This window comes from Gluconobacter morbifer G707 (assembly GCF_000234355.1).
Taxonomy (GTDB): Bacteria; Pseudomonadota; Alphaproteobacteria; order Acetobacterales; family Acetobacteraceae; genus Gluconobacter; species Gluconobacter morbifer.
Genome location: NZ_AGQV01000010.1, coordinates 121,174 through 143,157 on the forward strand (window position 1 = coordinate 121,174; position 21,984 = coordinate 143,157).

General features: G+C 52.5%; 20 protein-coding genes. 5 read left to right on the top strand and 15 right to left on the bottom strand.

What is annotated here, in order from left to right; all coding sequences use genetic code 11:
• Nucleotides 1–94 precede the first annotated feature (94 nt).
• Complete coding sequence (locus GMO_RS10795; RefSeq protein ID WP_083813659.1) at nt 95–2,521, top strand: TonB-dependent receptor plug domain-containing protein; 2,427 nt, start codon at nt 95–97, stop codon at nt 2,519–2,521.
• Between the two features lie 64 nt (nt 2,522–2,585).
• Here GMO_RS10795 and GMO_RS10800 read toward each other — a convergent pair whose 3' ends face one another.
• The 6 genes from GMO_RS10800 to GMO_RS10825 form a co-directional block, all read right to left on the bottom strand.
• Entirely contained in the window at nt 2,586–3,599 is a 1,014-nt protein-coding gene (locus GMO_RS10800) for an SDR family oxidoreductase (protein WP_008852436.1), read from the bottom strand.
• 153 nt (nt 3,600–3,752) lie between these two features.
• Nucleotides 3,753–4,754, bottom strand: a complete 1,002-nt coding sequence (holA, locus tag GMO_RS10805; protein ID WP_008852437.1) for a DNA polymerase III subunit delta — start codon at nt 4,752–4,754, stop codon at nt 3,753–3,755.
• Nucleotides 4,754–5,413, bottom strand: a complete 660-nt coding sequence (locus GMO_RS10810; protein WP_008852438.1) for a hypothetical protein — start codon at nt 5,411–5,413, stop codon at nt 4,754–4,756. The genes holA and GMO_RS10810 overlap by 1 nt, the downstream gene beginning before the upstream one ends.
• 4 nt (nt 5,414–5,417) lie before the next feature.
• Nucleotides 5,418–8,015 (bottom strand): leucine--tRNA ligase, encoded by a 2,598-nt coding sequence (gene leuS, locus GMO_RS10815; protein ID WP_008852439.1) that lies wholly within the window; start codon nt 8,013–8,015, stop codon nt 5,418–5,420.
• Nucleotides 8,016–8,023: 8 nt separating this feature from the next.
• Nucleotides 8,024–8,473: a DUF3576 domain-containing protein gene (locus GMO_RS10820; RefSeq protein WP_008852440.1), complete on the bottom strand. Its 450-nt coding sequence runs from the start codon at nt 8,471–8,473 to the stop codon at nt 8,024–8,026.
• Between the two features lie 203 nt (nt 8,474–8,676).
• Complete coding sequence (locus GMO_RS10825; RefSeq protein WP_139064445.1) at nt 8,677–10,797, bottom strand: hypothetical protein; 2,121 nt, start codon at nt 10,795–10,797, stop codon at nt 8,677–8,679.
• Between GMO_RS10825 and GMO_RS14230 the strand changes: the two genes are divergently transcribed.
• The gene (locus tag GMO_RS14230) at nt 10,796–11,059 is read left to right on the top strand and encodes a hypothetical protein (protein ID WP_139064446.1); all 264 of its coding nucleotides are present in this window, start codon (nt 10,796–10,798) and stop codon (nt 11,057–11,059) included. The genes GMO_RS10825 and GMO_RS14230 overlap by 2 nt on opposite strands.
• 610 nt (nt 11,060–11,669) lie before the next feature.
• Here the strand turns inward: GMO_RS14230 and GMO_RS10830 are convergent.
• Nucleotides 11,670–11,984, bottom strand: a complete 315-nt coding sequence (locus GMO_RS10830) for a hypothetical protein (RefSeq protein ID WP_008852443.1) — start codon at nt 11,982–11,984, stop codon at nt 11,670–11,672.
• Between the two features lie 164 nt (nt 11,985–12,148).
• On the opposite strand from GMO_RS10830, the gene GMO_RS10835 reads away from it, so the two are divergent.
• The 3 genes from GMO_RS10835 to GMO_RS10845 are packed head-to-tail and all read left to right on the top strand — an operon-like array spanning nt 12,149 to nt 14,562.
• Entirely contained in the window at nt 12,149–13,135 is a 987-nt protein-coding gene (locus tag GMO_RS10835) for an AEC family transporter (RefSeq protein WP_008852444.1), read from the top strand.
• A complete protein-coding gene (locus tag GMO_RS10840; RefSeq protein WP_008852445.1) occupies nt 13,132–13,605 on the top strand; it encodes a low molecular weight protein-tyrosine-phosphatase in 474 nt (157 codons plus the stop codon). The genes GMO_RS10835 and GMO_RS10840 overlap by 4 nt, the downstream gene beginning before the upstream one ends.
• A gap of 24 nt (nt 13,606–13,629) precedes the next feature.
• On the top strand, nt 13,630–14,562 hold the full coding sequence (locus GMO_RS10845; protein WP_008852446.1) for a 2-hydroxyacid dehydrogenase: 933 nt from the start codon (nt 13,630–13,632) through the stop codon (nt 14,560–14,562).
• Nucleotides 14,563–14,570: 8 nt separating this feature from the next.
• Here GMO_RS10845 and GMO_RS10850 read toward each other — a convergent pair whose 3' ends face one another.
• From GMO_RS10850 to GMO_RS10880, 8 genes are all read right to left on the bottom strand, one after another.
• Nucleotides 14,571–15,329 (bottom strand): NAD kinase, encoded by a 759-nt coding sequence (locus GMO_RS10850; RefSeq protein ID WP_040509330.1) that lies wholly within the window; start codon nt 15,327–15,329, stop codon nt 14,571–14,573.
• A 256-nt stretch (nt 15,330–15,585) separates the two neighbouring features.
• Complete coding sequence (fliN, locus tag GMO_RS10855) at nt 15,586–15,891, bottom strand: flagellar motor switch protein FliN (RefSeq protein WP_050801474.1); 306 nt, start codon at nt 15,889–15,891, stop codon at nt 15,586–15,588.
• Nucleotides 15,892–15,910: 19 nt separating this feature from the next.
• Nucleotides 15,911–16,492, bottom strand: a complete 582-nt coding sequence (locus GMO_RS10860; protein ID WP_008852448.1) for a hypothetical protein — start codon at nt 16,490–16,492, stop codon at nt 15,911–15,913.
• A gap of 91 nt (nt 16,493–16,583) precedes the next feature.
• On the bottom strand, nt 16,584–17,597 hold the full coding sequence (locus GMO_RS10865) for a flagellar motor switch protein FliG (protein WP_040509471.1): 1,014 nt from the start codon (nt 17,595–17,597) through the stop codon (nt 16,584–16,586).
• Nucleotides 17,597–19,255, bottom strand: a complete 1,659-nt coding sequence (fliF, locus tag GMO_RS10870) for a flagellar basal-body MS-ring/collar protein FliF (protein ID WP_008852450.1) — start codon at nt 19,253–19,255, stop codon at nt 17,597–17,599. Before fliF ends, GMO_RS10865 begins: the two co-directional genes overlap by 1 nt.
• 160 nt (nt 19,256–19,415) lie before the next feature.
• Nucleotides 19,416–20,153, bottom strand: a complete 738-nt coding sequence (locus GMO_RS10875; protein ID WP_040509335.1) for a flagellar hook assembly protein FlgD — start codon at nt 20,151–20,153, stop codon at nt 19,416–19,418.
• 12 nt (nt 20,154–20,165) lie between these two features.
• Nucleotides 20,166–21,461 (bottom strand): hypothetical protein, encoded by a 1,296-nt coding sequence (locus GMO_RS14235; RefSeq protein WP_139064447.1) that lies wholly within the window; start codon nt 21,459–21,461, stop codon nt 20,166–20,168.
• A 179-nt stretch (nt 21,462–21,640) separates the two neighbouring features.
• The gene (locus GMO_RS10880) at nt 21,641–21,925 is read right to left on the bottom strand and encodes a hypothetical protein (protein ID WP_245528479.1); all 285 of its coding nucleotides are present in this window, start codon (nt 21,923–21,925) and stop codon (nt 21,641–21,643) included.
• Nucleotides 21,926–21,984: the final 59 nt, after the last annotated feature.

Sequence of the window (21,984 nt, forward strand, 5' to 3'; positions counted from 1 at the left end):
TTTTGAGGTATTTGTGACTGTGTCAGTCCGTCTCCCCCTTCGGCACGTGACCCTGCTGGGTACCTCTTTCTTCGGTTTGTCCCTTTTCGTTCCAATGGATGAAATTCGCGCGGCTACAGCGTCCGTTGCGGCACCAGCAGCTTCCCCAGCCAAGACGAAAAAGGCCCCGCCCCCGACAAGCCGGCACCATACCACCCACCATGCCCCGACGGAGGTCTCGGGTGGCAGTGAAGCCGTGGTCGTGACCGGAACGCGTGAATTCGGCAAGAAAGCGCGCGATTCCATTTCTCCGATTGACGTTGTTACCAACCGGCAGATCACCGCTACCGGTCAGCCGTCCCTCCGGGACTCCCTGGCGCTCCTGCTTCCATCCCTGACGGTTCCTACCGGGGGATTTGACGCCGGTGCCCTGACGGACACCATTGCCCTACGCGGCCTGAACCCAAACGAAACGCTTGTCCTTGTAGATGGCAAGCGTCGGCACACTACGGCCAACATCTACGCGGATCCCGGCCCCTCACAGGGATCAACGCCCGTCGATATCGACATGATCCCCATGTCCATGATCGATCATATCGAAGTCCTGCGCGACGGTGCGTCCGCCCAGTACGGCTCCGACGCCATCGCCGGCGTGGTTAACATCATCCTCAAGAAGCAGGCCCACGGGCTGAGCATGCGCTCCAATACCGGCATCACGAGTGAAGGTGACGGTTTTCAGCAGGGCGTCTATATCGATGGCGGATTGAATCTCAACAACCGTGGTTTTGTCCATATCGGCGGTGATTTCGTCCATCAGGATCACACCATGCGCTCAGGCCGTGACAACCGGACCGGACTATACAACAACCAGATCCTCGGTCAGCCGGAACAGACCCGAGAAAGCGTGGCCATCAACGCAGGGTATGACATCACCGATGACGTACAGGCCTATGCTTCTGCCACTTACGCCCATCGTCATGCGGAATCCTACCAGAATTACCGCCTGCCTTCTTCCCTGTCGTCCTACCCAGCCTACCAGGCCATCTATCCGAACGGCTATTCGCCCGTCATGGGACTGGAAGAGAACGATTACGAACTGAAAGCCGGTTTCAAAGGCCGTTTTGCCGGCTGGAACTGGGACATATCGACTATTTATGGTCGTGACTATGACCGTTTTGATGCGCTCAACACGATCAACGGCACAGTCTATCAGGAAACCGGCCGCACCCCGACAAACTTCTTCAATGCGCAGGGCTATAACAATTCCCAGTGGACCAACAGCTTCGACATTTCCCGTAAGTTCGACTTCTCGTTCTGGCCGCATAGCGTCAATATCTCCGGCGGAACAGCCTACCGCTATGAGTCCTATTCAATGGGCACCGGCACAGTGGACAGCACCGCAGGTTCCGGCGCGGATGGCATCCCGGGTACCAGCAGTTACAACGCCGGCAACTGGTCGCGGGATGTAACTTCCGGCTACACCGATATCTCGACCCATCTGATGAAACACTGGCAGCTAGATCTGGCAGGTCGCGTCGAGCATTACCCCGATGTCGGGGATGCCAAGACGGGCAAGGTCTCCACACGCTACGACTTCAGCCCCCGATTTGCCATCCGCGGAACATTCAGCAACGGGTTTCATGCTCCCACTCTCGCTCAGGAGCACTACTCCGCGCTAGCTGTCTCACCGACAGCGGCACGCGGCCTGATTGCTGTCAATTCTCCCGGTGCACTGGCCAATGGCGCTTCAGCCCTCAAGCCGGAATCCGCAACCAGCGCCGAAGGTGGTATCATTGTCGAACCTGTTCGGAAGCTGCACGTTAACGTTGACGTGTATCAGGTCGACCTGCGGGACCGTATCCAGCCAGGTGGTAATGTTTATGGCGAAAATGCCTATAATGCGCTTTTCATCAACGGCTTCCCCCTGACGGACGCCATGAAAGGCTGGAAGAGCGATCAGCTTTCTGCCCACTGGTTTGCCAATGTCGCCACCACCCGGACCCAGGGCCTCGACCTGACCGCTACCTATCCGAGTGAATTCGGCCGGTTCGGGCATGTGGACTGGGATGTTTCGCTCAACCTGAACCGGACACGCCTGCGTCATCAGGCTGATGATTCACAGGGCAACCCGCTGCTGAACGCGCAATACATCGCCTACCTGACCACAGCGTACCCACGCAGCAAGATCATTTTCGGTGGCCGCTGGCATTCACCCGCCAACAAGTGGGCCATCGCCATCCATGAGATCCGGTACGGCCAGACCACCTCCGAACTCACCTACTATACAGGGCCGAACGCCTTTTCCAGCACTTCCTATCTGGAGTTCCAGAACGTTCCGAAATGGACCACGAACGCCTCTGTCACGTACAATATCAACCGCCGCTGGAGCGCGACAATCGGCGGGAACAACATTTTCGCCAAGTTCCCATCCGCTGTCCCAGAGGCAAACCGTTATCTTGGCGCTCCGAAATATTACATGAGCACCAATCAGCTCGGCATGAATGGCGGCTATTACTACCTCGACGTCTCCGCCCGCTTCTGAGCAGCCACACGCCCGGGCAGGCATTCAATTGCCTGCCCATCTTGTCAAAAAACCACCTGTTTGATCAGCCCGGAATGCCGGTGCCACCGGTAATGCCAAATATCTGACCTGTCAGATAACTGCCATCCGTGCTGGCAAGCTGAACATAGAGAGGCGCGATCTCAGCCGGTTGTCCCGGGCGCTTAAGTGGCACGGTCGAACCAAATTTCTCGATATTCTCCTTGGTCTGCCCCCCGCTGACCTGCAGGGCCGTCCAGAAGGGACCAGGAGCCACGGCATTGACGCGGATCCCTTTCGGAACAAGCTGCTTCGCAAGACTTTTCGTCATATCGGCAATACCAGCTTTCGTCAGACTGTAATCCACGAGGATGTCTGACGGATTATACGCATTCGTGGAACTCGTGTTCACAATGGAACTTCCCGGCGGCATATGCGGAATTGCCGCCTTGATGATCCAGAACAAAGCATAAAGATTGGTCTTGAGCGTCCAGTCGAAGTCCTCGGTGGTCAGGTCCAGAATGCTCTCATGATAATGTTGGCGACCAGCGCAGTTGATCAGACAGTCCAGCCCACCCAGTCCGTTCACGGCATCGGAGACCAGCTTCTGACAGAAGTGTTCGTTGCGGATATCTCCTGGCAGGGCAACCGCCTTGCGTCCTGCAGCCCGGATCAGGTCCATAACCTCGCGTGCGTCCTCTTCTTCCGCAGGAAGGTAGGAAATGGCAACATCCGCGCCTTCCCGGGCAAGCGCGATTGTCGCTGCACGTCCGAGACCCGAATCACCCCCCGTCACCAGAGCCTTTCGTCCGGCCATGCGGCCGCTGCCCTTGTAGGATTTTTCACCATGGTCAGGACGTGGCGTCATCCGGGACGCCAGCCCCGGCCAAGGCTGTGACTGGGAACTGAACGGCCCTGCCGTGTAGAGTTTGGCCGGATCAGAAAGAGGAGGAGCGGTGCCTTGGCCCATGCTCCCCTGCTCCGCAGCTCTTGCACGGCCTCCTGCCGCTGCGGCGGCGAGGCCGAGAGCAGCCCCTTTCAGAACCTTGCGACGGGCGTCATCTGAATCGTTTCTGCTCATTGTCCATCTCCACACTGACCATCACATTTCGCCCAATGGGCTCTGGGGTGATGATTTCATGAAGACGGAAAGGGCCAGCCCCCACCCGAAGTTTCCATAAAAATCGCTTTCCTTCGGGACTGATCCTTTCTGGAAACGAAAACAGAAGTAGCTTCAGGACTTCCAGATGGAACAAAGGGAGGCAATATAACGCCGACAAAGTGCGAGATCCGGTGCCCCGCTCTGCTTACAGGCCAGTTCAAAAGCCTGTGTTTCCCGGCTGGCGCGCTCCAGACTTCCCAACGGCCAGCGATCCAGCGCCTGATTGAAAACAGCGGTCCGCTTGAAAAAGACCGGCGGACGAAGAGCTTTCATGGCCTCCATACGGGACTGGCCCGCTTTCTGGGCCAGAGCGACCCGTTCCAGACGCACGAGAACATTCAGCACGGTACGCGCCACCGCGACCGAATTGGCTCCGTCCGCCAGCGCTCGTTCAAGAGCCTGATCAGCCACAGCCCGGTTTCCGGTCAAAGCGGCAAAAACCGCATCTTCCAGTGAATTACCGCCTGCATCCCCCACGCAATCCTGAACGGCATCCAGATCAAGCCGTCCATTCTGACCCGCGTAAAGAACAAGCTTCTCGATTTCACCCCGAACACCGGTCCGATCCGCGCCCAGTCGACTCAGCAGCCAGGCCAGAGCATCCCGGTCAATGGAAATCCCGGCCTGCTCCAGCGCATCCGTGACCGTCTGCGAGAGGGCGCGTCCCTCTTCCGGATAACAGGCAATGGAGGCAACCTCCTTTCGCCCTTCAGCGAAGGCCCGAAGCTTTGAACGCGCCGTCAGACCTGGCGCCTCAATCACGATCAATGTATCTGTCGGCGTTTCGAGAGCACGGGTCAGAAAAGAGGCAAGACTATCCTGCCCTTCCCGCACCCAGACAACGCGACGTCCTCCGATCAGGGAAAGTGCCGTCACTTCCTCTTCAAGGCGATCCTGCGTTTCGCGATCAAGCTGAGAGACCCGGAAGGGATCGTCCAGCGTCTCCGCAACCCTGCGGACAGCCTGTCGGGCCCGTTCCCGGATCAGTCCGGCATCCTCCCCATAAAGCAGGATCGCTCGCCAGGCCCCCGCATCGGCAAGAGCACGCCCGATATTCCGGGCCTCGATCTTCATTAGTGGGACACCGTACTCCGCGACAGACGCCCCGTCGCAGAAGCCGGGAAACCATCCACGCCAGCTCGATCCGTCGGGCTCGTCCCGGTATCATCCGGCATGGCATCGGTGTTAATATAGCGCGGAAGATCCTCATCCGAGGCTTTCTCGGGGGTATTGTGCGTCCGAAACCAGATGGCCACCTGCTGTGTCACATTCTGGGCCAGGGTCTGTGCCACGCGTCCCTGAAGGCTCTCATCATTCAGCGTCTGGGCAAAATACTGCTCGAACGTCGTGTTAAAGCCATCGAGCGTTGTCGCATCACCCTGCGCAACAAGCTGTGGCGAAGGCGCAACCGTGAAGAGCTGCCAGTGTGCTACGCCTGTGCTTCTGGTCCGCCCGGACGTATTGTCCTCATGGATGTCCACGGCTTCTTCATTTGCAGCAGAACTGACATGCAGCACGTAACGCTGTGGATTCTCCGGCCCTGAGCCGGCCAAATCCTTCTGAAGAGCCAGCCGCAGTTCCTGTCCGTAACGTCCGGTGATATTGGCGACGTAAACCTGCGCCAGTTCCGACGAGACATCGCTTTTGGAACCGAGCTTCCCATAGAGCGGCGTGAAACCACACCCCGCCGTCATCAGAAGCGAGCACAGGACAAGGGAACTGCGAAAGGTCACGATCTTAGCCCGCCACCACAAAATTGACGATCCGGTTCGGAACGTGGATTTCCTTGACTACACGCTTGCCTTCCAGAAGCCGCGCTACGTTCGGCTCCTGGCGGGCGGCAGCGAGAACATCATTCCTGGGCGCATCAGGCGGAACCTTAATGGTGCCCCGCAGCTTGCCCAGAATCTGTACTCCGATCGTGACACTCTGGACCGCAAGCCATTCTGCCTGTGCTTCCGGCCATGACCGCTCGACAACGAGCGCTTCGCCCGGCTCCAGTATGCCTATCATGTCTTCCGCCAGATGCGGCATCATCGGCGCACAGAGCAGACACAGAACCTGCGCCGCTTCACGCCGCGCCGCCGCCAGACCTGGCGCATCCCTGCGCTCCGCATCCGCCAGTGCAGAAGTCAGCTCATGCAGCCGCGCCACCGCTACGTTGGGAGTAAAGGCTTCCAGAGCCTCTGTCACGGCTAAAATCGTCCGATGCGTCATACGACGCAGGTCATCCCCTCCGGACGCATGTGTGCTGTCGGCCGGATCCGCGGCCGCCACGGCAGAAACCAGACGATGCAGACGCTGACCGAAACGGGCCGCTGCCGCCACACCGGCCGCAGTCCACTCCATGTCGCGTTCTGGCGGACTGTCCGAGAGTACGAACCAGCGGGCAGTGTCCGCTCCGTACTGCTCGATGATCTCAACCGGAGACACCGTGTTCCGTTTGGATTTGGACATCTTCTCGGAGCGTCCGACCTCTACCGGGGCCCCTGTGTCACGACGCACGACTTCCGAACCACGACGCTCCACATCATCTGGATATAGCCAGCCGCTGCTGTCACGGTAACTCTCATGCGTCACCATGCCCTGCGTAAAAAGACCGGCGAAAGGCTCGTCCAGATCCAGATGCCCGGTCTCATGCATCGCCCGCGTAAAGAACCGGGCATACAGGAGATGGAGGATCGCATGCTCGATCCCGCCAATATACTGATCGACCGGCAGCCAGCCATTCGCAGCAGCAGGGACAGTCGGGGTCGGTGCATGCGGACTGGTGAAACGTGCGAAGTACCACGAGCTGTCCACGAACGTATCAAACGTATCCGTCTCGCGAGTAGCAGGAGAGCCGCATTTTGGGCATGACACATGCTTCCATGTCGGATGCCGGTCCAGCGGATTCCCGGGGTGGTCGAATATCACATCTTCCGGCAGCACGACCGGCAGCTGCTCATCCGGAACGGGAACGACACCACACTGCGCGCAGTGAATGATCGGGATGGGGCAGCCCCAGTACCGCTGTCGGGAAATCCCCCAGTCACGCAGACGCCAGTTCACAACGCCTTTCCCGGCTCCCATGTCCTCGAGACGCCGGATAACAGTCTTCTTTGCTTCCGCTGTATCCAGGCCATCCAGAAAGCCTGAATTGTACAGGACGGCATCTCCCGTGACGGCCTTTTTCCCCAGCGTGAACGTCTCTGCATCCGCGCCAGTCGGCAGAAGAACCTGCGGAACAGGGAGAGCGTATTTCCGGGCGAAATCCAGATCCCGCTGGTCCCCGCACGGACAACCGAACACAGCGCCGGTGCCATAATCCATGAGGACAAAATTGGCGATCCAGACAGGTGCTGTCTTCTCGGGATCAAGCGGATTTGCAACGCGCAGGCCGGTATCGAAACCCCGCTTCTCAGCGGCTTCAATGACTTCCTCAGACGTCCCGAGACGACGGCACTCCTCGATGAAAGCCGCAGCCTCGGCATTCTGTGCAGCCACTTTCCGGGCCAGTGGGTGTTCGGCGGAAATTCCTATGAAGCTGAGACCGAACAACGTATCCGGCCGCGTCGTGAAGACTTCAATACTGTCAAGATCAGCATCATAGGCAGCAGGAGCCTCATGCAGCGGGAAACGCACTCGCGCACCTTCGGAACGCCCGATCCAGCGTTCCTGCATGACCCGGACACGCTCCGGCCACCGGTCAAGCGTCTTCAGATTTTCCAGCAATGGTTCAGCGAATTTCGTGATCTTCAGAAACCACTGGGAGAGGATCTTCTTCTCAATCAGTGCCCCCGAACGCCAGCCTCGTCCATCCACAACCTGCTCATTGGCCAGGACTGTCTCATCGACAGGATCCCAGTTAACTGAAGAATCCCGTCGCTCGACAAGGCCATCGGCCAGCATGTCAAGGAACAGCTTCTGCTGCTTGCCATAGTATTCCGGAAGACAGGTCGCGATCTCGCGGTCCCAATCCAGCGAGAACCCCAGACGCTGAAGCGTGCCCCGCATGGTGGCGATGTTTTCCATCGTCCATTTCCCGGGATGGACGTTACGCTCACGCGCGGCATTTTCCGCCGGAAGTCCAAACGCATCCCAACCCATGGGGTGAAGGACCGCAAACCCCCTGGCCCGCTTGTAACGCGCGACAACATCACCCAGCGTGTAGTTCCGGACATGACCGACATGCAGTTGGCCGGATGGATACGGGAACATCTCCAGCACATAATATTTTGGCCGGTCGGCAGGCGGAACATCCGGGACAGAAAAAATGTTCCGCCGCTTCCATTCTGCCTGCCAGAATGGTTCGCGGGCATGAAAATCGAACGCAGGTGTCGCAGTATCACTCATGTCTAGACTCAGTTGTCCCGGTTACCGTTTTCCGCACGCAACTGGCGGGCGCGGGCCAGAATTCGAGTCGTGATGTCGGAAGTCGTTGTCGCCGCTACAGGCGTATCCTGCCACTGACCATCCTGCAGAACCTGCCGGAACACAGAGACACGCAGCGCATCCGAACGCAGGCGACGATCGAGGACATACGCTGCGATCTTGAAACGCTCGTTCTGGCTGGCGGAAGGCTGGTACCAGTCCGTCAGGATCACCCCGCCCACGGCATCGGCGGAAGACAGCGGCATGAAGGAAAGGGTATCAATCGCGCCACGCCACAGATAAGCGTTCACTCCGCCCCGCAACTGATCGGCGCCTCCTTCTGCGCCACGATCCACCCCAATGAGGTGATTGCGAGGTGTCGTCAGGGTGCTGGGATCACGGGAACTGCCACAGGCAGAAACCATTCCCAGAGCCAGCATACCCAAGGCAAGCCGGACTGGAGGCCGGCGAAAGGATCGGAAAGCGGTCATCTGCGTAAGAGACATGTCGTGGGTCCTGCGGGCCGCGCCAGGGCCGGTCACAAGCTGAAATGCAGACTGGCGAGGCCTGCAGCTGGCAACTTCGTTTCACGTGTTCATATCGCGCCCGCCCGACAAGGCCAAGCACCTGAAACGAGGAACTCTCAGCCAGCAGCCAAACCACCCTTCAGCAGCCCCTGTTCCAGCACTTTGTGATGCCCGGTTGGAAAGTTGGACAGATGCGCCAGAATCTTGCGTACTGTCAGTCCCGGAACGAGCCGGAGCAAATGGTTCCTGACCTGCGCGATCTCCGCTGCTTTTCCACCTTCTTCCACCAGTGCGATCAGATAATAAACCAGCGTAACAGGATAATTCGGATACAACCCGGCCATCAAACGACCGAGGGAAATGACCTCCTGATAATCTCCCGCAAACAGCAGTACCTTCATGATGCAGGGCTTCAGCAGTTCCACGAACGGAGAACGGTACGGATTGCGAAGCAGATCACGGGCAATCACGGCGGCACTGGCAAAGTCATTCTCTGTCAGATGGTAAGTCATGCGCCAGATACACAGATGCGATGAAGGCGCTATACTTTCCTGCTCTTCCTGCGCACTCAGGACAGCTTGGGCAATCGAGACCGCAAAAGGCCGCATATCTGGCGCAAGTAGCAGACACGCGGCCAACAGTAGATTACTCCCCGCCCCAACCGGTTGCAGGACAAGCTTTGCCCGCGCCGCTTCGATCCCGCGTTGCAGATGAACACGCTCGGCATTGTCCCACTCATTCAGATGCCAGAAGTAACAGTGAAGACTGTAAAGAAAGGTGATGAAATCGTTATCGGGCGCTTTTTCAACTGCCTTTTCAAGCAGTTTTCCAGTTCCTGGGAAAAGACGCACATCATAGCGGGAAAAAAGCAGAAAGGCTCTCAACGTCCATCCCAGTGGAGAAAGATCATCCTCAGCCCGCGTGGCCGTTCTCCTTGCCTCCACAAGCAGAATTCCCCATTGCATGGCTTCAGCAGGAGAGGCCAGTCCTTCTGCGGCAGCCAGCAGTTCATCTAGCGGGAAATCATAATGCGTGCCCCAGACGATTCCCCCTCCGCCCCTGATGTCCATGATCCTTAGCACGAGGCGGCCAGTACCGCCGTTCCGTCCTCTCAGAACACCACTGATAACATAATCCGCTCCCAGCGCCCGATATGCGGCCACCGCATTCAGGGGATCAGGAGAAAAGTCTTCAGGCCAGGCAATGACATTGAAGACGTCCATCTGCACAAAGAACTCTTCCAACTGGTCTCCCAGAAGGAAGCCCATTTCCTGCCCTGGCGTCTCCACTTCGCCAAACGGCGAAAGGATCAGTACTGAAATTCGCTGTTCAAGCGGAAAAACCGACTTTCCTTCAAATTGAAGCGGGGGCCTTAACAGTGGATCGGGACGCTGATTGGCTGTCTCAAAGAGAGAGCCGGGTCCCGGAAGCGGTACACCTGTCTCAGAAAACACTTCTGGCGAAATATCATCTTTTGTCTGATGCTGTTCGTTTTTCGGGAAAATACTTGCCACAAGCGCACAGGTCGCAGGCGCGAGCATCTGCTCATAAGCCTTGTCGCCGCATCTCTCCAAAAGCTGTTCGGCAATATACGTTGCCCGGGCCTGTTCACCTTTCTGCAGAGCAGTCTGAATCCGGACGCGCCATGCTGCTTCGTTATGCTCATCAAGTTTCAGCAGGCGATTGGCCACTTCCTCCGCCTGTTCCAGGTCATTGCAATCCCGCAGGAAAGCCTCGTGAAGCATATGCAGATGCTGCGTCAGCCTGTGCCGCTGCTCTTCCAGCCAGTCATCAAAAGCCGGATCCAGACCAGTAAGCTCTCCCAACAGGATCTCATCAGGAGACGGTAGGTTTTCCAGAGACCGGGAAGTCGAATTCAGAACACGCTCAGTATCGACAGATGTCAGAGCCGGCTTCAGGGCAAGTGAATGTCGCTGGACGTCAATGACCTCCACCCCCAACGGACTGAGAACATCCTGAAGGCGGTGAATTTCCTGGCGCAGCGATGCCCGGGCCATCTCATCCGGGCGCCGGCTCCACAGAAGCTCCGCCAGACGCGACCGAAGAACGGGCTTGCGATCAGAAAGGGCAAGTATGGCCAGCAGGGCTCTGGTCTTGCCACCGACAGGAAGGACACTTTCCCCACCGAGAGTTCGGGCTTCCATCTGTCCGAACAGTTTCAGGCGCAAAAGGGTCGGATCAGCTTCCCGGGCAGAACGCGCAGAATGCTCTGACATGGTCGATACCTTCATCTTCTCTGTTCGCATGCCTTGGCCCCGGACGGAAGCCGCTTCCGCAAAAGATGGCATGGTTTTCATCGGAAACGGGTCCCATACCTCCCTTCACGATAACGTCTTTTCCAGACGATGCCCGGAACATCGTGGCATGCACCTGATCAGGGTGTTTACATACACTTCCCACATTCCCGACCAATCGCAGGATCAAAATATCTCCTATTGGTTATTAGAAAATAAACGAAAACCGGCATTTAACAACTGATCCACAGCGCTTCTGCCAAAGAAAGGGACTTACTGAAGACTATTAACCAGAAAAATTCTGTTATTATCAGCACTTTTCCAGAATACCGATATCACGGTCTGAACAGCACTGTTTTCATTTCCAGAGGAACCAGAGAAAGATGTCTGTATCATGCTCTTGTGCAGGATTTTCATTCGGAGTAACAAAACAGCGTTGTGTCCGCGTAGCTCAGCAGGATAGAGCACAGGATTCCTAAGTCTGAATTGGGCGCTGCAACGGGAAACCGTGCAGTGGATTCGCTCAAATTCGGGGAACGCTCTGGCCTTTCAGGTCGTGCCAATCCCGAGCCAAGCTTTCTGCTTCCTGTGGAAAGAAGGTGTAGAGACTGTACGGGTGACGCCTTGACGGATCGTCATGGCGAAGAGACAGTCCAGACCACGAACATGCTCTTGCATAGAAGCAAGGACATGGCGGTGAAAACCGAAGTGGTATGAATCCTGGGGCCGGGGGTTCGAATCCCTCCGCGGACACCACACCTTTCTTCTCGTCACAAAAGATCTTTATCCGTCTCCCGGACAGAATTCTTGGTCCCGGAAGATATCTAACTGGCATGCAGGAAACAGGAATGGCATCAGAAAGAAAGCGTTCCTCCGGATGGCGTCTGGAAAGGCTGGGGTACCTGATGTGGTAATCCGATGATGGCATGCAGGAAATAGACCAGAAGCGCCGCTAACAGAAGAACGACGAAAAGCTTTCCGAATACGCGTAGCGTAAGGCCTAGAAGCCCCAGCAGAAGAAGCAGCAGTACGATTGTCTGGGCGGCGCCTTGCACGCCAATCGACTGCAAGCCTTGGCGCACCAGCATTTCAACGAAAGCAACACCGAACACGATGAAGCCAAGAAGGGCCAGGATAAAATTGCATAGCGTATTAAAAATGGCTTCCATTTACGGCCTTCACACCTAAAAGCGGACAGGAACGATCCAGAAAGCCATTCTCCCATGCCGCCGTCAATCCAGATCATTGCACGCGAAGGGATAGACGCGCGGATACGCGACCGTTACGAACAGAAGACCAATACGCACAGGCGCCCTACATCCATGAGCATTCCATGAATAATTCCACAGCTCTGTTGCTGACAATCGTGCAGTCGATCCTGCCTATTCTAGTGACGCTGGGCTTCGGATATTTCGCAGCCTATCGACGCGATTTTGACGCAAAACAGGCTGGTGTTCTGACGCGGCTGGTCATGCTGTACGCATTACCGCTTGAACTTCTCGTATCCATTCTCAGCACCCCCCGCTCACAGGTCTTTGCTGCCGGCCCGGTCGCGGCTCTTATCCTACTCGCAATGGTGGGAGGATACCTCATCTTCTTTCTGCTTTACCGGACTGTCCTGAAAAGGCGGCTGAGCGAAGCCGCCTTGATTGCCATGACCATTACGGGACCGTCCGTTCCATTCATCGGTATTCCGGTTCTCGGACAGATTTTTGGAGCGGCCAGTTCTCTGCCGATTTCCATCGCAGCCCTGGCCATGAATTTGATCCAGCTCCCCATAACGCTGATCCTGATGGGACATGATCAGGGGCGGCAGCCCTCAACCCCAGCGGAACGCTCTGCAGAACATAGGAATGAATTTCGCGAACTTCTGGGACATCTAATCCATTCCTGTCGTGAGCCAGTCGTCTGGGTCCCTCTGATGGCCCTGTTCATGGTCATGATAGGGGCATTTCTCCCGCCCTTTCTGAAAGGATCGCTGCTTCTGCTGGGCCGCACAACAGGCGGAGCGGCACTCTTTGCCTCTGGCGTCGTGCTTTATACGCGTCAGGTCAAACTGAGCGGTCTCGTCGCAACGATTGTCAGCATTCGCAACATTGTTATCCCTGGGACCATCTACGCCCTCGCCAGATTATGGCATCTTCCCTTGCCTGCCTTGCAGGAGAGTGTACTGACGATGGCGATCCCCAGCGCGTCGATCAATGTCATTCTTGCCATGCGATATCACGTTCTGGAACGCGAAATTGCATCCGTTCTTTTCTTCGGCACCCTGAGCTCAATCGGAACCATGGCATTCTTCATCTGGCTGACTGGCGCATGAACAGCTTTCTTTTTGTATGCACCGGCAATATCTGCAGATCCCCTCTTGCAGAACTCGCCATGAAACAGGAAGCCAAGAAACGGGGGCTTTCCCTCGATATCGATTCTGCGGCAATCGGCCACTGGCATCTCGGCTACCCACCTGACCCTAGGGCTGCAGACGTTGCTCGGCAACACGGCCTAGACACAACGGGCCTGACAGCCCGGCTCGTTCAGCCAGAAGATTTCGACCGCTTTGATCACATCATTGCCATGGACCGTACACATCTGGCAGCACTCACGCACATGAAACCACGAAAGAGAAAAGCCAGGATAACGCTCATGATGGATCATCTTCCCGGACGGGAAGGAGAGGAAGTTGCTGATCCCTATTATGGGCCGGACAGTGGATTTCTGACAACATGGGAAGACGTATCAGCAGCTTGTCATGCCCTTGCCTGCAAGGAACTCGACCCCGCTTCCGGACATTAATATTTTCGAAATAGGAGAGTCATAATGTCATCACGTCCTGATATCCTGGCTATCGACGCCTTTCCTTCTCCCATTCTGGAAAGACTGAAAGAACGTTTTACCCTGCACCCCTATAAGGGCGTTGCTGACCTTAAGGTTTTTGCGGATAAAATTCGTGGTATTGTTACAGGCGGCGGCTCTGGCGTAAAACCTGAAATCATGAATGCCCTTCCCAATCTTGGGGTTATCTCCGTCAACGGTGTGGGCACGGACCAGATCGACCTTGAAGAAGCACGCCGTCGCGGCATCAAGGTTGCAACAACGCAGAACACCCTGACAGACGATGTCGCCGATATGGCCATGGCTCTGACGCTCGCCGTAATGCGGGATATTGTCAGAAACGATAAATTTGTCCGTGCCGGAGAGTGGCCCAGCCGGCCCCTGACCCTCTCCCGATCAATGACCAGAAAACGGATGGGCATTGCCGGATTTGGACATATTGGTCAGGCCATTGCACATCGTGCTGCGGCGTTTGGCATGGAACTCGCCTACTTCAATTCCCGTCCACGCCTAGAAAGCAATTGCAAATTCGAGCCGGATTTCCAGAAGCTCGCTGAATGGAGCGACGTTCTGGTCTTGGCCGTATCTGGCGGCCCCCGTTCCGCCAACATGGTTAACGCAGACATCCTGAAAGCACTGGGACCACAAGGCGTACTGATCAACATCGCCAGAGGCTCTGTCGTAGATGAGATTGCTCTGATCACCGCCTTGAAAGAAAAGCAGATTGCTGGCGCCGGACTGGATGTTTTCCAGAATGAACCCAACATCAATCCTGAGTTTTTCGCTCTGGAAAATACGGTACTTCAGGCCCATCAGGCATCAGCAACGATCGAGACCCGCACTGCGATGGGCAACCTGATGATCGACAATCTGATTGCCTATTTTGAAGGTCGCCCCCTACTCACCCCTGTCGTTTGATTTTAAAATCATTCGACAAACTGTTCGGCAATGATCCGCTCTGAAAGGCCATGATCAGGGTCGAACAGGATAGTGGCATGGCGCTTTCGATCTTCTTTGACAACAACCTCTGCAACGTCGCGAATTTCCTTGAAATCTGCGACCGCAGCAGTAGGGCGTTTCTCCATGTCCAGCAAAGTCAGCTTGACGACTGCACTGGATGGTAGAAGCGCCCCACGCCACCGGCGCGGCCGAAAGGCTGAAATCGGTGTTAGAGGAAGAATATTGGCGCTTAACGGCACAATAGGCCCATGCGCAGAGAGATTGTAGGCCGTTGAACCTGCGGGGGTCGCCACAATAACTCCATCGCAGATCAGTTCTTCCAGACGCACTCTACCATCAATTTCTATTCGAATTCTGGATGTCTGACGGGTCTGACGGAAGAGAAAGACATCATTGAAAGCCAGTCCTTCCTTCACTTCGCCTTCTGCCGTTGTCGCGATCATATGCAGGGGATGAAGCAGAGAAGGCTGCGCACCAGCCAGACGCGCTGGAAGGTCTTCCTCGTCCGGCGTATTCATGAGAAAGCCGATAGTCCCGTAGTTCATACCGTATACGGCAATATCAAGGTCCAAAACCCGATGGAGTGTTTCAAGCATGAAACCATCTCCCCCAAGACAAACCACAACATCCGCATTCTCGATCGGGACACTACCATAGCGGCGAGAAAGTACCCGAATTGCTGCTTGGGCAGATTCAGTTGCCGCCGCCACAAAAGCTATCTTCATCAAAGTCCCCAAGTCAGAAGCAGGAAAACAGGCCGACCATAGCAAAACTTCGTTAGACGTCAGCCAACCTTTTGGGCTCCTCATCAGGACCTACAAAGAGCATTAAATTACTGGACAGACACTAGCAACTGCATGCAAATTATAAGCCAACAAAGTGGTTTTTGAATGATCTCATAAGGCGTAAAAAATTAAATATGTTAAATATCATTCCCTATATTTTTATCAAAAAGAAATATTCTGTAGGAATTTTACAAAATTATCCATTATTTTTTATTTTGTCAGATTTTATTATTTCCGTCATTGTTACACCGAGTCTTGTATCATCAACCATGACCACTTCTCCACGTGCTACAAGCCTATTGTTAACCAAAATATCTATTGGATCTCCGATTTTTCGATCAAGTTCCACAACCGCCCCACGCCCCAACCGCAGCAATTGATTGACCTGCATCGTTGCACGCCCCAAAACCGCGCTCACAACGACGGGAATGTCGTAAATAGCTTCCAGATCATGAGAAATTTTCGACGAAAAATCCTCTTTCTGGCTGAGAGTTTCGTTCATATCCTCAACTTCAAAGTTATCACTCATCATGATTGTCCTTTTTCATTGACTGTCCTTTTTCATTAATTTTCTGAAACTTTTGGATTACTTGATGGCAGGCTTTTTCCACTTCGGCATAAGCTTCACCATCTTGCCATAAAATTTCAATATCTTCTCCTTTTGTATCTTCAAAAAAAGAAAATTTTACACTATTATTACTTTCTAAAAGAATATTTTTGATAATACCATATTTTTCTTTATTACATTTTATTTTGAAATTTTTGTTATTTTCAATAACCAAAAAAATATTCGACAAAAATTCGTTTTCCAAACAAGAAATATTTTCCTGACTTGTAAAAAAAAACTTGGAAATAATTGAAAAAACTAGACTGCTTGTTTCTTTCATTGCTTCCTTGGAAAATTTATCAAATCTATCCGACAGCCCTGCTGTAAATAATTCGATTTTTTTCCGAAGAATTTCATTCTGCTCAAAACAATATTTTTTCTCCGATTCTTGCTCTTCTTTTCTTTTTTCTAGACCCATTTTATATTTTTTTTCGCATTCGGCATTCATTTCCTGCTGACTATATATTTTTTCATTTTTGGCTTTCTCTTGAATCACGGGAAGTTTTTTTCTTTCAAAAAAACTGGCTCAAAATCTTCGTTATATAACCCATGTTCTGGAAACATGGTTACTACAGTTCTATTATCCATCAAGATATGACTTCATTTTCTGGATGTTCTTGATCAACAATATCGATCTCTCCCTTGTCGATCATAGATTTTGCTATATTAATAATATTATTTTGTGCTGCATCGACATCTTTTACACGCACCGGCCCCAGGCTTTCGATTTCATCCAACAAAATACGTCCAGCACGCTCAGACATCACTGATAAAAATGCTTTCCGAAGTGTTTCAGATGCACCTTTCAATGCCATTGGCAAACTCTCCCTCGGAATTCGGTTAAGGAGCATAATCAACCCTTCAGCCGGAACATGAGCCAGTTCCTCAAAGGTGAACATGAGGCCTTTAATCTGCTCTGCATCTGCATAACTTCGTGCTTCCAAAGCAGTCATGAACTGCCCTTCCAAGCGACGGTCGAAACTATTGAAAATATCCGCCAAAACTTCGTGACTGTCTCGATGAGATCCCCTCGGCAAATTGGAGACAAATTCCGAACGAAGTGTACTTTCAATACTATGCAGAACTTCTTTCTGAACATTCTCCATCTTCAGCATACGCATCATGACATCCAGAGCAAAGTCTTCCGGAAAAATAGAAATAACTTTCGCAGCATGAGACGGTTTTATCCTGCTCAGAATTACTGATACTGTTTGCGGATATTCGCTTCTCAAATAGTTAGCAAGAACCTCTTCAGGAACATTTCCTAGTTTGTCCCACATTGTCCTTCCTGCAGGACCACGAATTTCTTCCATGATTGATGCCGCACGACCTGCGGGAAGAGTATTTTTCAGAAGACGTTCCGTTGTCTCAATATCACCAATGACTCCTTCTGCGCTTCCCAAACTGCGGCTAAATTCATGACACACAGCTTCTACTGTTTCAGAAGGTACAACCCCGAGCTGAGACATGGCTGCCGATATTTCACGAATTTCTTCCTCATGCATTTGTTCAAATAAGCGTCCACAATTCTCTTCTCCCAGCGCCATCATGAGAATGGCAGCTTTCTGGACACCTTTAGTTATTTTTTCAGCCCCAGGCATCATTGCCTCCCTTGCTGAGGGAGTAACCATCCCCGAATAAGGGCAATGCTCTCTGCTGGGTGATTTTCAACCAAATCTATAATTTTCTGAACTGACGATACTTTAACCCGCCCTTGGACTCCATTTACTGATACAGTATCTTGTCTACCCAAATCTTTTTCTTCTTCGTTATTTGGCGATATCAACGCCCCAGAATTCTGTTCATTGGCAAGCGCAAGAATTTTTGGTGAAAGTAGCTCTTTTTTATCGGAATCTTCATTTTCTAACATATTACGGAGCCCTGCTTCACCAACAGGCGCCAATAATGGGCGTACTACAAAGAAAAGAACCATGAGAAGGCAGCATACAAACAATACAAACTTTAGGATTTCCATACTGTCAGATTTTGACAACAGAGAATTTATAACCCCTTTGTCTTTTTCAACAGAATTTACATCAAAATCAGCAAATTTCATTGAGACTGCTGTAACAATATCACCCCTTTGTTGATCAAAGCCGATTGCGCTTTTGGTCAAGGCCGTCAAACGGGCCAGTTCTTCCTGACTCCGTGGTTGCCAAATGAGGTGACCTTGCTTGTCAGTGGAACTGATACCATCCACCATGACAGCCATACTGATTTTAGAAATCCTCGGCTGATCCTGCACTAATGTTCTAACGGTTTTGCCGATTTCATAATTATCAACTTGTTCCTGTTGGCTATTTTGATTTCCACTTTGTGGCTGACCAGCATTAGCATTGGGCAGATTATTTGAAACTGTTGTATTTGAAATGCTCTGAGTATTGACGCTTTTCTGGTTTTTGCTCTTCTGAGAACGCAAGACCTGTTGGTCCGGATTGTACATCTCTTGTGTTTCGCGGACACGGTCATTGTTCATGGCCACATTGGCTTCAACCCGGATATGACCTGTTCCTACGGAAGAAGCCAGCATATCTTCTACTGCACGGGCCAGCCTCTGTTCCAAAACCAAACGACGTTCTTCATCCGTCTGTGGGCCATTAATATTATTTGTACCTTCTTTTAAAAGGACATGACCGTGGTTATCGATAAGAGAAATATTATGAATATCCAGACCAGGCACGGCTGCAGCCACAAGATTAACAACAGCAGAAATACTTTCGTCGTTTAATCTGCGACCATTTTCCATGGAAAGAAGAACGCTTGCCTGTGCATTCTGCTCATCAGTCGAGAATAACTCCCGATGCCTAAGCACCAGATGAACACGCGAATTACGTACACCATGGATAAGGCGAATTGAACGTTCCAACTCACCTTCGAGTGCACGAGTTTCATTAATAGTCTGTTCAAATTGGGTAGCAGTAAAACTATTGCTTTTATCGAAAATTTCGTAGCCTACGGATCCACCGGAAGGAAGACCATTCCTGGCCAAAAGCAAACGTGCGCGCGCGACTTCGCTTTCTGCAACCATGATTGTCGTACCGTCTCCCTCAAGACGATAGTCAATATGGGACTTCGAAAGTGCTTCAACGATCTCTCCCGCTTCACGCGGATCAAGATCACGATAAAGCAAACCATTAGTAGCATTTACACTATGCATGACCAGCACGCCCAGCAGCACGACCATGGCTACTGCCACACCGCCCAATGCTGCCAGGCGAGGCAGTCCGAGTTGTTTCAGGTTTTCGAGAAAAACTTTCACTGGTGTTTTATCCAGTTTTAGCGCTTCTGAAACTTAACCAGTCGCCCAGCCCGCGTTTCTCCTGCATAGGTACTTGCCTCTCGTTCAAATCCAGTAAAGGCAAGTATGGAATTGTAATGGTTAATTTTCGCCTAAGAGAAAGCCATTCCGGGCAAAAATTCTAAGTGCTTGAGAAACCGGACAGATCATCCAGATCTATGGACGTATCGCCCATTTTAGCCTGCACACCGGATGCGCTCCGTGTGAAGCCAGTCACGGTTCCACTCACAACAGGGCTGATTGAAACATTTGTCCCATCCGTGGATGTTCCCTCTATCGCCACGGAATAAGATCCATCTGCAAGCTGTTTTCCGCTATTATCCACTCCATCCCAAGCCCAGCTATTGCTACCTGCAGAAGCATTGACAGTGTCTGTCTTTACAACCGTTCCACTACTGTTGGTGACTGCAATAACCACATCTCCTGCCTGCGGTGCCGTATAGGAAAGGGAAGCCGAACCATTCTGCAAAGGTAAAGTGGAGGTTTCAGCTGTGGTTGTCTTGCCAATCAGACTTGAGGCAGATGTCAGTTCATTGTCCTGCGTAGCACTGATCAATGTTCCCAGGTTCGTATTGGTTTCAACCTGCTGCTGGACCCCAGCAAACTGAGCCAGCTCGGATGTAAAGCTGTCTGTGCTAGTTGGATTGCTGGGATCCTGATGTTGAAGCTGAGCTGTCAGTAGTACCAGAAACTGATTGAAGTTTCCTGCCAGCGAAGACAAGGCACTACTACCTACAGAACTCGCAGTTGATGACGCTGAATCAGCGGTCGCCGAAGCAGTGTTATTTTGAGAATTTTTTATAGCCTGGTCCAGGATGGATGTAGATCCACTTCCAGAAGACGCGACGGAGGATACCATCTTTTTTACCTCTTATACTGTAAGATCTATAGCACTAGGGAGAAATGTTCTCCGATATGTCCCATTTTTACTATTTGTCGCTAACGTATCGCCACGTTCCTCCGAAGCAACTGTCCCCTTTTGCTTGGGGATCATTGCCGAGTTCTTTAGAGGCAGATCAGAAAGAAGGCTGGAAGAAAAATGAAGTGTTACGTCTGCCATTGCATCCGACTGCATGCTCGCAAGAGGTGTGGAGGATTGTGTCAATGATGATATCAGATCAGAGTGACCGGACTGCATTTTATCAAAAATATCCTGATTAATAACGTTAACATGAATATTGTTATGAAAATCATTCCCATCAATTTTGATATGGATTTTTCCAATTTTTCCCATATTCATTTCAAATATTGTGATAGTTTTCTCTCTATTTTTGTAAATATCCACAGACGATTGGCATGAATTTAAATGCTCGTTGTCACCAGTTTTTGCTTCCTGTGTTGTCAGATTATTTTTTGGAATTTTCCCTTTGGTAGGATTTTCCAACGGAGAAGAGTCTTCCGAAACTTTCGGAGATCCAGCTTCCGGAACCGTTATATCCTGAATAACATTATTCGTTTCTTTATCATAATATTTTTGCACTGACGAAGAAAGCAGGTTTTCTGGCGAAGGACTTTCAGCGTCATAGCCACGATCCGAAGTCACAGAGCATTCATTTTGTTCATTCCCAGTGACAGTCGATGCATCATCTACAGTAACTGGGCCCTGATTTTGAAGAACTCGTTCGTCAGAAGAACAATTTTTGATCTTAGAGATCTCTGGAAGATTCTGCTCTCTCTCAGTCGATTTTATAGCCACGTTTTTCTGCATTGTCTTTGATTGCACTGACTGCCCACCAGTCCGGACAGGTGCAATAGAACTGCCAGAATCCCCTACCCTGCCATTACCACTCTGTTGCGCTCGAAGAGCAGTTTTTCCATTCATCTGCGGCTCCTGCTCTGAAGAAACGCGCCGGACATCATGCATGAGCGACGGATTGGCAGTCTTGGCCAACGGTAGATTTGGCTTCTGCTGCACATTCTGTGTCGATTTCATATCGCCCTGCTTGATCGCGACTGTCGATAATTTTTTCTGGGTCGATGGCGTTACAGCATGTTCGACCTTCGCATGCTGTTCCACCTGCCGTGCTGGGCTCGCAACAGGCTTGGAATGCGTATAACTTTCCAGAAAATCCTGAAATCGTTCTGTAGAGTGTTGCTGTATTTCGAGACTGGTTATCCCGGGCTTTGCCAAATCCTGTGAAGAGACAGGGGCCATGATCTGTGACACTGAAACAAGCTCCCCTGATGCCTGCCATAGGCGACACAGGCGAACGTGCCATAGCAACCGTAAAGAAAGCGTTTACGTATCCGTCAGGACATCAGCGTCAGTCACGGCAATAAAAAAGGCCGTCTGGTGGGGATTTCTCCCCCACCAGACGGCCTGTTCCATGTAATCAGTGGGACAATCTATTCCCGTACGCTATCATGGATGGTGTCATAGGCAGCTGAGCCTGCAAACGGTCCACGGGAAACCACCGGGGAGGTCGGGCAGACAGGCGGATGACCATCAAGGGCAAACGCCCGGACTGTATGGGTTGTGGGAGAGACCAGTCCCCGGACAGCCAGCTTCTGGTTCAGGCGCACGGCAGTCAGAAGCTCGTCGGGCAGAATGATTGTTGTCCCGTCGCGCAGAAGGACGCCTGTGGGCGCAATGCGCGAGACGGTCCCCTGCGTTACGGGCAGGGGCGACATATCATACAGACAGGGAGCAGCTTCGACTGCAGGAACGGATACGGCCAGCAGAAGACTGG